Below are 10,377 nucleotides of genomic sequence, written 5' to 3'. Positions count from 1 at the left end.
GTTATCCGTTGAAGTCCGCCAAGGCCGAGACCTTGCAAGCGATCGGCCTCGATAAACTCGGACTGGACGGCGATCGCCGCTGGATGCTGGTGGACGAGGCCAGTGGGCGCTTCCTGACCCAGCGCGCTCAGACGCAACATGGCCAGCTCCCTGTCAGGTAAAAACGCCACCCTATACGAGCTTGATCACCGAATCAAAGGCTGACAATCGCTTACCGCCATCCCTGTGGGAGCGAGCTTGGTCCGGGCGGCGTTCCGACGATGAGTGCGTATCAGTCGACATTGAGGCCAAATGTCACACCGCCTTCGCGAGCAGGCTCGCTCCCACAGTATGTCCGCTGTTTTATTCAGGCCGTTACTTCGTCGAGCATCAGGCGCTGGCGCACCACATCGACGAGTTTGTCCGGCTGGAATTTGGAGAGGAAATTGTCGCAGCCGACCTTTTTCACCATCGAGTCGTTGAAGCTGCCGGACAGCGAGGTGTGCAGCACCACGTACAAGCCGCGCAGGCGCGGATCGTTGCGGATCTCGGTGGTCAGGCGATAGCCATCCATTTCCGGCATTTCCGCATCGGTGAAGACCATCAGCAGTTTTTCGGTCATGTCCAAGCCGGTATCGGCCCAGGCCTTGAGCATGTTCAAGGCCTTCAACCCGTCACTGGCGATGTGCATCTTCACGCCCAACTGTCCCAGGGTATCGCGCAATTGCGTCAAGGCCACGTTTGAGTCATCCACCAGCAGCACCTCACGGCCACGGGCGCGTTCCAGCACCGGATCTTCGAGCTTGTCGCGGGAGACCTTGGCGTTGTACGGGACGATTTCGGCCAGGACCTTTTCGACGTCGATGATTTCCACCAGTTGGTCATCGACCTTGCTGATGGCTGTCAGGTAGTGCTGGCGGCCGGCGCTGCTTGGGGGCGGCAGGATGGCTTCCCAGTTCATGTTGACGATCCGGTCCACCCCGCCGACCAGGAAGGCCTGAACCGAACGGTTATATTCGGTGACGATAATCGTGCTGCCAGGCCCCGGCACCAACGGACGCATGCCAATGGCCTGGGACAGGTCGATCACCGGCAGGGTCTGGCCACGCAGGTTGACCACGCCGCACACAAAAGGATGGCGCTGCGGCATCAGCGTCAACTTTGGCAGCTGCAGGACTTCCTGTACTTTAAAGACGTTGATCGCGAACAATTGCCGTCCGGCGAGCCGGAACATGAGAATTTCCAGGCGATTCTCACCCACCAGTTGTGTGCGTTGGTCTACCGTGTCGAGAATGCCGGCCATCAATGACTCCAGGTCTTGTTCGGATGAATTCACTTAAGGAGGGTTATCGGCTGTTGTTGCCGAAGCTTGACCCTCTCTAAAATGCCACGCCCGGCCATTGATGTCACATTAACATCATGCTTTACTGACGCTGTGATTACATCTGCCGCACTTCTTCGCCACGCGACCCTGGTTCTCGCGAAAGGTTCCCCTGTGTAAGGGATTCCCCTATCAACAATCAGGTGCAACCTGATATTCGCAATATCCAATAGCCATTAATGTGACGCCATTCTCATTGCATGAACGGAGTCAGGCTTTTGTGTGCGATCGCAAGCCAGTGGCCAACCACCTTCTCGTGTTCCCCAGCCTGCTTGCGGGCCAGTCGCAGTTCGTTCACCCGACGACTCGGCAATGCCGGGGTTCCGACCGCCCTCGTCGACACACACGATATCCCCTCATTTGACATGACGTTGTGGAGATAAGTATGCCGAACGACCGTAAAGAGTGGGCTCAGCGGCTCCCGGAGTTTCTTGTCGAGGCTGAAAAACTCCTGGCTAAAACCGAAGAATGCCTGAGTCATCTGCAGCTGATCAGCAATGACAAGGACGCCATCGACTGCATGCTCAGCACATTGCTCAAGCTGGCCAACAAGGCCGATACCCTGGCGTTGGCGGCCGTGTCTGAATTCTCTCTGCATATTCATGGCCTGCTCAATCATGCACAGAACACCATGAGCCTGCACGACGAGGCGCTCAGTGCCCTGAAAGACTGCCTGACCCTGATTGCCTGGCAACTCGAACTCATCGACCAGACCACCGGACAGCTCAGCCTCGACGACAGCGAGCAGGTCACCCTGATCGAAGCCTTTGCCTTTCAGGTCGGGCAAAGCCGGTTTCAACCACCGGTCAACGCCAGGCCTTTCACCCTCGTATCCTATTCGGAGCGACAGGCCTGAACTTGCCAAAACATGCCATATGGCGTGTTCTGGTTATCAATTCCGCGCTGTAACTTGAGTGCGCACATGTCGCAAATGACCACCTATATACGGACGCGACCAACGGTATCTTAAGTGCTACCATGCCGCCTGTTAGTTGACGCCAATTAATGGCAGTGTGAATGCAGCCGGACACAGCTCATTGCAGTTCGGAGCTGAGCTCGTCGGCGCTCCACATAAAAAACAGGGGCCTGTCAGCCAGCATGACCGGTCAGCCCGCAGCGAACATCCATTGGCTCCATCCGCTATGCACGCCAGCCTCAAGTCAATCGCCAAGTGGCCACCCTCCCGGGAAAATGCACGCTCATTTACGCTGTCGCTATGCGCCTGCTCGACCCTCGGCAGTCTACTGGTCTATGGCTTGTCCATCCCGTTGCCCCTGTCATTGCTGCTGCTCAACATTGCGGCACTGACCAGTGTTGTCGCGCAGTACTGCCTCTCGCGCAAATCGATCAAATTCCAGCCCCAGGAACTGGCCGACCGGCTGTTGCAGGTCCAGGAAAACGAACGTCACCGGCTTAGCCGCGAACTGCATGACGACATCGGTCAATTGCTGACCGCCGCCAAACTGCAAAGTGACTGGCTCAAACGCCGGATGCCCGAAGAGCTCCAGGGACAATGCACGGTCCTCTGCGACACGCTGGAAGAAACCCTGGCCAAAGTTCGTGACGTATCCGCCATTCTCAATCCCCGGCAGTTGACCAGCCTTGGGCTGGAAGCCAGTCTGCGAGCGCACCTGCTCAAGACTTTGGCCAACACCCCGGTGCACTGGAGCCTGGAATGCCGGCAGCGCCTGACCGGCATACCGGAGGAAATGGCCGTGGCAGCTTTCCGCATTACCCAGGAAGCGGTCACCAACATCCTGCGACATGCCCAGGCCAAGAACCTGCTAGTGTGCCTGCAGCGCCTGCCCCAAGGCCTGAAGTTGCAGATCAGCGACGATGGTCAGGGCTTCGCCCCCGCAACCGACCCTGGTCGTGAAGGGCAGCGCGGTATGGCCGGGATGTCGGAACGGATCGATCAACTGGGCGGCACACTGACCGTGACCAGCGAGCCGGGTAAAGGCACTCAAATCGAAGCTCTTTTCCCCTGGGCGCCCCGCGCGCTCGAACGGGCCAGTTCGAATAAGGTTATGCATTGACTTGTAATTTACTACTGGTGGATGACCACTCGCTGATCAGGGCTGGCGTGCGCGCCCTGGTAATGGATCTGCCCGGCTATGCCGTCATCGGTGAGGCCAGTGACGGCTCGCAGCTGCTCGAAATGGTCGGGCATCTGTCCCCGGATATTGTCCTGCTGGATATTTCGATGCGCCAGACCGGCGGCCTCGAAGCCTTGCAACAGCTCAAGCGGGTGCGCCCGCAGAGCAAGGTGCTGATCCTCTCGATGCACACCGACCCGACCCTGATCATGCAGGCGCTGGAGTCCGGAGCCCATGGCTACCTGCTCAAGGACACCACGGCGACCGAACTCGAACACGCGCTGGAGGCCTTGCGCAACAACGAGCGCTATCTGAGCCCGGCCATTGCCCACACGGTGATCAACCAGGCACTGACCCGAAACCAGAAACACCAGCCCGAACCTGCCGACTCGCACAACCTGACGGCACGTCAGCTGGAAATCCTGCGGTTGATCGTTCGCGGAAAATCCACTCGAGAGATCGCCAACGGCCTGGGGTTGAGCGTCAAGACCGTCGAAACCCACCGTTCGCAGGTCATGAAGCGCTTGCAGATCTACGATGTGGCCGGCCTCGTGCTGTTTGCCGTGCGCGAACAAATCATCAGCCTTGATGACTAGGCACTTCACCGGCACGTAACAGCGGCGAACCCTCGGGCAGATGCACGAGTAACGCCGCCGGGCGAACCGAGAAACGCAGGTTGTCCCCTTCCAGCGGTTCTCCATCAAGATTGATGTACAGCCCTTCCGAAACCTTGATCTCGACCCAGGGCAGGCGCGCCCGGACAAACAGGCTGTCGATGCCGAAACCTTCGGTCAGCAGGTTTTTCAATGTCCCGACCACCTCCTGCGGCGCTGGCAGGATGCTGATATCCAGCAAACCGTCATCAACCAATGCCTGCGGGCACAACACCCGCCCACCTCCGGCCTGCCGGCCATTGCCGATGCCCAGTGCCAGCAGATCGCCGCGCCAGTGAAAATCCGGCCCCTGCAATTCACCGTAGGCGGTATGCAGCTCATTGAAGCGTGACAAGCCGGTGAACAGGTATGCCGCACCGCCGAGGATTTTCTTCAGATCCTCCGGGGTGTTCGCCGTGACATGACTGCCGAACCCACCGGTCGCCATATTCAGGAATATCTGCCCATCAACCTCCCCCAGATCAATGGCAGTCGGCACGCAATCAAGCAGCTCCAGCGCCTGATCAGGCTCCAGAGGCACACCCGCCGCACGCGCAAAGTCATTGGCGGTACCTAACGGCATCAATACCAGGCCGGCCTTTTTCGAATGCCCGGCCATGGCTTCGGCGATATCGCGCAAGGTGCCATCGCCGCCTCCGGCAATGATGTATCGATACCCGGCCGCCAACGCTTCGCCCACCAGCCTCTGCGCATCGCCGGCTTCCCAGGTCAATCGAACAGCCAGCTCCCAACCTCGCTCACGCTGGTTTTCGACGGCGGTGCGAACCGCCTCGTTGAGCGCTTGCTTGCCATGCAGAATCAATAGCGCCTTGCGATCGCTCATTACTCACTCCCGCTTTGAATGGCATCTGGGAGATGTTGACCGCGAAGGCTCCGGTAAAAGTCGCAAAAAATCGAATTATTTCCAGCCGGAAAGTCTTGCCCCCCACACCACAGGAATTTTCTTACAAAACATGAGGAATCGGCCCAATTGACCGGAGATCTGAATTGATAGAGTTTTAGGAGTCAGCGGGACATCACAAGGAAGTGCCATGCAACGCCAAAACCTCGCATCACCGACCCTTTCGGTCTTGCCGCTCACAGATAATAAAAATGCAGGCCATCGAGCTGAATGCCGCAACAGCACAAAAGCCACGGGAGAAGTTGATATGGAACCTCGCGTCACCGAGCTGGAAACACACCTCAAGTGCATACGCAGGGACATGGAAGAAGCCCGGGATGACGTCAAATCCATCAAGCACCGGCTTGTCTATTCCGCCTGCGGAACAGCCGTGATCCTCGGCCTCCTTGGCTGGATCGCCAATAGTCGTTTCGAGCAGGTCATTTCATTGCTTCTGGCGCATTGAGTTGCCACCCACACAGGACCCGGCTCAATCAACCGGGCCTTGTGTGACAGAGCCACTGAGACTATCAGCCCAGGACTTCGCTCAGCGGAATGAAGAAAACGCTATCGCCCTGAGCCAGCGTGCGACCTTCCAGGACTTCTACCAGTCCATCAGCCCAGGCAGCGCTGCGCAGTACACCGGAACTCTGGTTCTTGTAGATCGTCGCCCTGCCGTTTTCCAGCCGTCCGCGCAAATACTCGCGCCGATTGCCTGGCTGGCGCCAGTCAAACCCCGCCGGCACCTGCACCTTCAGTGGCTCAACGTCTTGCACACCCTGACGGCGCAAGAGATAGGGTCTGGTCAACAAGGCAAAGGTCACGAGGGTCGACGCCGGATTGCCCGGCAAGCCAATCACCGGCACACCGCGAAAATGCCCGAACGTCAGCGGTTTACCCGGCTTGATGGCGAGTTTCCACAGCGTCAGTTCGCCCTCTTCGCGCAGGGCGATGCCCAGAAAATCGGCTTCCCCCACCGATACGCCACCGGTCGAGAGGATCAGGTCGACATCCTTCAACTCACCTAATCGGGAGCGAGTGGTTTCCAGATTGTCCGGCAGAATTCCCGCGTCGACGACCTCACACCCCAAGCGCTGCAACCAGCTACACAACAACACCCGATTGCTGTTGTAGATCTGCCCTGGCCCCAGCGCCTGCCCCGGCTCAATCAACTCGTCACCGGTAGACAGCACCGCCACGCGCACCTTGCGAACCACTTCCAGCTCAGCACATCCCAAGGAGGCAGCCAATCCTTGCTCGATCGGCCCCAGCCGCGTACCTGCCGGCAGAATCAACTCGCCGACGGTGGTTTCCTGGCCTTGCGGGCGAATGTTCTGACCTTGGCTCAAGGCTTGAGTGAAACGGACTCGCTCATCGGCCTGAACCTCGGCGTTTTCCTGCATCTCGACGCAATCGGCACCGGCGGGAACAGGCGCCCCGGTGAAAATGCGCGCACAGGTGCCTGGCTGCAACGGATCGGGGGCCTGACCGGCAAACACCTTCTGACTGACCAGCAACGGCTCTCCCGTCCAGTCAGCCATGCGCAAGGCATAACCGTCCATGGCGCTGTTGGGCCAGGGTGGCAGATCGAGCGTCGACACCAGATCTTCAGCCAGAACGCGCCCTTGTACCTGCGCCAACGGCAAGCGTTCACGCTCGACAATCCTCGAGGCCTCGGCCATTTCCAGCAAGCGCGCCAACGCCTGCTCGACAGGCATCAGGCTGCCAGACTTGCCAGGCTTACCCACGGGATTCACAAGGCGCAGCCTGTTTCAAATGGGGCACGAAATTGCACGGACGATGCCGCGAATCCAGCTGCTCGGCCAGTATGCCGTCCCAAGCGGTGCGTACGGCATTGGTCGAGCCCGGCAAGCAGCAAACCAGCGTGCCGTTGGCCAGACCGGCCAAAGCCCGAGACTGAACGGTCGAGCTGCCGATATCGGCAACCGAGATCTGGCGGAACAGCTCACCAAATCCATCGACCTGTTTGTCCAGCAGGCAACCGACGGCTTCCGGCGTGCTGTCACGCCCGGTAAACCCGGTACCGCCGGTGATCAGCACCACCTGCACGACATCGTCGGCGATCCAGTTGGCGACTTGCGCTCGAATTTTGTAGAGGTCATCTTTGAGCAACACCCGGGCGGCCAGGTAATGACCGGCAGCGGTCAAGCCGTCGACAAAGGCCTGACCTGAGGTGTCGGTTTCCAGTGTGCGGGTATCGCTGACAGTCAGCACTGCAATATTCAGCGGTGCGAAAGGTACATCAGCCTTGGCTTTCATAGGCTCGTCCAGTTGTAGGAGAAACAGCCCGGTGTTATATCACAGCGCTCCGTTTTTTCGCCGCCCCCATGGAGGCCTGCCATGACCACGAATTCACAATTGCCACCCTGCTCCATTCTGCTCCTGGCGGGCGGCCGCGGCCAACGTATGGGGGGGCGGGACAAAGGGTTGCTGGACTGGCACGGCGAACCGCTGATTGTGCATCTGCATCGCAAAACCCGTCCGCTGACCGATGACCTGATCATCTCCTGCAATCGAAACCTTGAGAAGTACGCCCCCTACGCCGACCAGTTGGTCCACGATGATGAAGGTGACTTCCCCGGGCCGCTGGCAGGTATTCGCGCAGGCCTGAAAGCTGCTCGCCATAGCCACCTGCTGGTCATGCCGTGTGACGTTCCGGGTATTGATGCTGCGCTGATCGGCACGATGCGCGAGGCCGCCAACCTGCATCCGGACAAGCCGTTGATGGTGCGGCATGATGGCCACTGGGAGCCGTTGTTGTGTGTGATTCCCGTGCTACACAGGGCAGTATTTGAGAATGCCTGGAACGAGGGTGAGCGCAGCCCTGGCCGGTTGATGCGCAAGCTCGGCGCGACAGCGCTGCAATGCCCGGACAACGACCCTCGGCTGGCAAATCTCAACACGCCGGAACTTTTAAGCGGTCATGACACTGTGTCAGACTGATATTGATCAGGAACTTGCGTGGACGGTGCACGTCTCAAGTTCAGCAACCAAAGAATTCTTTTTCGGAGACACAACTCATGACTCAACGGACCCTCGCCACTTTCATGCTCGCACTGGGCCTTGCCACCCTCGCCGGTTGCGCGTCGCCTACAGTGATCACCTTGAATGACGGTCGAGAAATCCAGGCCGTCGACACGCCACAATTCGACAAGGATTCCGGTTTCTACGAATTCGAACAGCTCGACGGCAAACAGACCCGCATCAACAAAGACCAGGTTCGGACCGTCAAGGAGTTGTAATCCTGAACCCGCCGGATACAGAAAAGCCCGCTTGATGCGGGCTTTTTCATGCCTGGAGAACAGCGCTTCAGAGTCGCTTCCTGATCACCATTGCAGGGTGATTTCACTCTCGAACTCACGCGCCTGGCCGGTGACCGGATCGATAAACTTCAGCCCCTGAGCCAGCAATTTCAAAGGGTTGGCGTAGTCATCCTGCGCATCCTTGAGCACATCGGGGTAAAACGGGTCGTTGCAGATACCGGCGCCCAACGCCGCCATATGTACCCGTAGCTGATGTTTCTTGCCTGTCACCGGGTAAAGACCATAACGCCAGAGATCCCCCTGTTTCTCCCTGACTTCAACCGCCGTCTCGGTGTTGCTGGCTCCCGGACCTTCCTGCATGCGGAAGAACGGCTCCCCATCGACCAGTCGGCTCTTATGAACCAACGGAAAAGCCAGGTCGGGTAACGCCTTTGCGATGGCCTCGTAGCGTTTTTCGATTTGCCGGGTTGGAAACAACGACTGATAAGCCGAACGGCTCTGCGGATTGGCAGAAAACAGCACCAGCCCTGCGGTGTGCCGGTCAATGCGATGCAATGGCACCAGGTGCGGATTGTCCAGGCGCCGAATCAAGCGTCGCAGCAGCGTCTGTTCGACGTATTCGCCAGCCGGCGTCACGGGCAGGAAATGTGGCTTGTCGGCCACCACCAGATGCTCGTCCGCGTACAGAATCGACTCGATCACCGGGATCGGCTTTTCATCCGGCACTTCGCGAAAATAATGAATCCGCAAACCTTCCCTGTAGGCCAGATCGAGGGCAATCGGCATGCCCTGCCCGTCGAGGACCCGGCCACGGGCAATCCTGTCCAGCCATTGTTCACGACCGATGGCGCTGAAATGCTCACACAGGCAATCGACAACAGTCTGCCACGGGCCAGGCGGCAAGTAGAGCGTGCTGGCCTGACTGTGTGCCGCGGAAAAAGAAGAAGTGGACATACGAAAGCTCTAACCCTCAGTGCAGGCTGGCATTATCCAACAGCAAGGGGAATGAACCTAGGGGGCGTTCTCAATAAGTTTTCCCCGCATGAAAACCTATTGAGAACGCCCCCTAAAGAAGATTCCTCAAGCCGGGATCTGTGCGCGCGCCGCCGCTTCGGTGTACTCCTTGAGCCAGCGCAGTACATCGACCGCCTCCCAGCGAGCGGGGTCATACAGGGCGTACAACAATCCCTGATAACCCACGACATCGAGTTGCCGGTGATAACCCGCGCGTTGAAACAAGGCTTCGATTTCTGCGAAACAGGTATTGAAATGCGTTTTGTTGAAGGGCGTTTTCCCCTCGGTCACCAGACCATCCAGACGCAACTCAAGGACAGCCTCGCGTACGACGTCCGCGGACATCCGGTTCACGCTGTTCTTCAACTGTTCGACATTGACCACTATTCATCCCTCTGACGCCCGGGCTTGCCTGCTCACTCCCAAAAATCAGGAACGGCAAGGCAGGCACCGCGAATAACTGTATGCACATACAGTATCCGATCAACGCCGAATAAGCCAAGGGGATCGATCGCAAAGTTCGACAGGCGGGACATGCCGCCAGCGCAAGAACCGCTCAACGCAGGAACGCCACCACCTGATCGGCACTGAACGGCCAGCCCAGTTCAGCGCCGGTATCGACTCGCCGCAACACCGGAATCCGCAGGCTGTAGGCTGCGAACCATGATTCATCGTCGGCGATGTCCACCAGCTCCACCAGCAGACCGCGCTCGACGAACTCCATCAACATGGCTTCGGCTACTTCACAGAGATGGCATCCAAGGGTGCCGAACAGCTGACATTCGGGAAGCATGAGCGCTCAACCAGAAAATGAAGTGACCATTCTAGGCCTGCCCCGAAAAACCGTCGAGCCATTGAGGCCCCTACCTGATGCCACCGTAAATAAAGAGCCCCGAATCAGTCCTGGCTCACGGCACCGATCTTGTGGATCGACAGGTCCGCGCCGTAGTACTCCTCTTCCTGGCTCAGGCGCAATCCATGCAACGCCTTGATCACGCCGTACACCGCAAACCCGCCGGCCAGTGCCACAGTGATGCCCAGCGCAGTGCCGATCAACTGGCTGATCAGG

At 58.6% G+C, this 10,377-nt stretch carries 13 protein-coding genes and 2 pseudogenes; 7 read left to right on the top strand and 8 right to left on the bottom strand.

The annotated features are described in order from the left end of the window. Window positions 1–149: pseudogene (locus BSF44_RS28495) on the top strand (MOSC N-terminal beta barrel domain-containing protein); the annotation flags it as partial. Window positions 150–346: 197 nt separating this feature from the next. Here the strand turns inward: BSF44_RS28495 and BSF44_RS28490 are convergent. After that, a complete protein-coding gene (locus BSF44_RS28490; RefSeq protein WP_095946335.1) occupies window positions 347–1,282 on the bottom strand; it encodes a chemotaxis protein CheV in 936 nt (311 codons plus the stop codon). Window positions 1,283–1,745: 463 nt separating this feature from the next. Between BSF44_RS28490 and BSF44_RS28485 the strand changes: the two genes are divergently transcribed. From BSF44_RS28485 to BSF44_RS28475, 3 genes are all read left to right on the top strand, one after another. Further along, window positions 1,746–2,216, top strand: a complete 471-nt coding sequence (locus tag BSF44_RS28485) for a hypothetical protein (RefSeq protein WP_095946334.1) — start codon at window positions 1,746–1,748, stop codon at window positions 2,214–2,216. Window positions 2,217–2,502: 286 nt separating this feature from the next. Beyond that, window positions 2,503–3,396, top strand: coding sequence for a sensor histidine kinase (locus tag BSF44_RS28480; protein WP_095946333.1), 894 nt, complete (start codon window positions 2,503–2,505; stop codon window positions 3,394–3,396). Further along, a complete protein-coding gene (locus tag BSF44_RS28475; RefSeq protein ID WP_095946332.1) occupies window positions 3,393–4,052 on the top strand; it encodes a response regulator transcription factor in 660 nt (219 codons plus the stop codon). The genes BSF44_RS28480 and BSF44_RS28475 overlap by 4 nt, the downstream gene beginning before the upstream one ends. On the opposite strand, the gene yegS is transcribed toward BSF44_RS28475, so the two are convergent. Continuing rightward, window positions 4,036–4,953, bottom strand: coding sequence for a lipid kinase YegS (gene yegS, locus BSF44_RS28470; RefSeq protein ID WP_095946331.1), 918 nt, complete (start codon window positions 4,951–4,953; stop codon window positions 4,036–4,038). The two genes, BSF44_RS28475 and yegS, sit on opposite strands and share 17 nt — an antisense overlap. Before the next feature lie 208 nt (window positions 4,954–5,161). On the opposite strand from yegS, the gene BSF44_RS30905 reads away from it, so the two are divergent. Continuing rightward, a complete protein-coding gene (locus BSF44_RS30905) occupies window positions 5,162–5,476 on the top strand; it encodes a hypothetical protein (protein WP_224790035.1) in 315 nt (104 codons plus the stop codon). Window positions 5,477–5,540: 64 nt separating this feature from the next. On the opposite strand, the gene glp is transcribed toward BSF44_RS30905, so the two are convergent. Both glp and moaB read right to left on the bottom strand, forming a co-directional pair. Next, window positions 5,541–6,767 (bottom strand): gephyrin-like molybdotransferase Glp, encoded by a 1,227-nt coding sequence (gene glp, locus BSF44_RS28460; protein ID WP_095946330.1) that lies wholly within the window; start codon window positions 6,765–6,767, stop codon window positions 5,541–5,543. After that, the gene (gene moaB / locus BSF44_RS28455) at window positions 6,751–7,290 is read right to left on the bottom strand and encodes a molybdenum cofactor biosynthesis protein B (RefSeq protein WP_095946329.1); all 540 of its coding nucleotides are present in this window, start codon (window positions 7,288–7,290) and stop codon (window positions 6,751–6,753) included. Before moaB ends, glp begins: the two co-directional genes overlap by 17 nt. Window positions 7,291–7,371: 81 nt before the next feature. Here moaB and mobA point away from each other — a divergent pair, with 81 nt between their 5' ends. Continuing rightward, window positions 7,372–7,974, top strand: coding sequence for a molybdenum cofactor guanylyltransferase MobA (gene mobA / locus BSF44_RS28450; RefSeq protein WP_095946328.1), 603 nt, complete (start codon window positions 7,372–7,374; stop codon window positions 7,972–7,974). A 77-nt stretch (window positions 7,975–8,051) separates the two neighbouring features. Continuing rightward, window positions 8,052–8,273 carry a YgdI/YgdR family lipoprotein gene (locus BSF44_RS28445; RefSeq protein WP_007994800.1) on the top strand — a complete coding sequence of 74 codons (222 nt, stop codon included), beginning with the start codon at window positions 8,052–8,054 and terminating at the stop codon, window positions 8,271–8,273. An 84-nt stretch (window positions 8,274–8,357) separates the two neighbouring features. Here BSF44_RS28445 and BSF44_RS28440 read toward each other — a convergent pair whose 3' ends face one another. The 4 genes and pseudogenes from BSF44_RS28440 to BSF44_RS28425 form a co-directional block, all read right to left on the bottom strand. Next, on the bottom strand, window positions 8,358–9,248 hold the full coding sequence (locus tag BSF44_RS28440) for a pseudouridine synthase (RefSeq protein WP_095946327.1): 891 nt from the start codon (window positions 9,246–9,248) through the stop codon (window positions 8,358–8,360). Window positions 9,249–9,374: 126 nt separating this feature from the next. Beyond that, window positions 9,375–9,692 (bottom strand): transcriptional regulator, encoded by a 318-nt coding sequence (locus tag BSF44_RS28435; RefSeq protein WP_095946326.1) that lies wholly within the window; start codon window positions 9,690–9,692, stop codon window positions 9,375–9,377. A 172-nt stretch (window positions 9,693–9,864) separates the two neighbouring features. Further along, entirely contained in the window at window positions 9,865–10,101 is a 237-nt protein-coding gene (locus BSF44_RS28430; RefSeq protein WP_095946325.1) for a glutaredoxin family protein, read from the bottom strand. 104 nt (window positions 10,102–10,205) lie between these two features. Further along, window positions 10,206–10,377 (bottom strand): annotated as a pseudogene (locus BSF44_RS28425) (ammonium transporter); the annotation flags it as partial.

The sequence above is a fragment of the Pseudomonas sp. ACN8 genome (genome assembly GCF_002303925.1).
Taxonomy (GTDB): Bacteria; Pseudomonadota; Gammaproteobacteria; order Pseudomonadales; family Pseudomonadaceae; genus Aquipseudomonas.
Note: the sequence above shows the minus strand (reverse complement) of the source record. Positions and strands in the feature narration are given on the sequence as shown.

Bases quoted from the DNA above. Each gene is read 5' to 3' on its own strand.
- BSF44_RS28490 (WP_095946335.1), bottom strand. From the start codon at position 1,282: ATGGCCGGCATTCTCGACACGGTAGACCAACGCACACAACTGGTGGGT.
- BSF44_RS28485 (WP_095946334.1), top strand. From the start codon at position 1,746: ATGCCGAACGACCGTAAAGAGTGGGCTCAGCGGCTCCCGGAGTTTCTT.
- BSF44_RS28480 (WP_095946333.1), top strand. From the start codon at position 2,503: ATGCACGCCAGCCTCAAGTCAATCGCCAAGTGGCCACCCTCCCGGGAA.
- yegS (WP_095946331.1), bottom strand. From the start codon at position 4,953: ATGAGCGATCGCAAGGCGCTATTGATTCTGCATGGCAAGCAAGCGCTC.
- BSF44_RS30905 (WP_224790035.1), top strand. From the start codon at position 5,162: ATGCAACGCCAAAACCTCGCATCACCGACCCTTTCGGTCTTGCCGCTC.
- moaB (WP_095946329.1), bottom strand. From the start codon at position 7,290: ATGAAAGCCAAGGCTGATGTACCTTTCGCACCGCTGAATATTGCAGTG.
- mobA (WP_095946328.1), top strand. From the start codon at position 7,372: ATGACCACGAATTCACAATTGCCACCCTGCTCCATTCTGCTCCTGGCG.
- BSF44_RS28445 (WP_007994800.1), top strand. From the start codon at position 8,052: ATGACTCAACGGACCCTCGCCACTTTCATGCTCGCACTGGGCCTTGCC.
- BSF44_RS28440 (WP_095946327.1), bottom strand. From the start codon at position 9,248: ATGTCCACTTCTTCTTTTTCCGCGGCACACAGTCAGGCCAGCACGCTC.
- BSF44_RS28430 (WP_095946325.1), bottom strand. From the start codon at position 10,101: ATGCTTCCCGAATGTCAGCTGTTCGGCACCCTTGGATGCCATCTCTGT.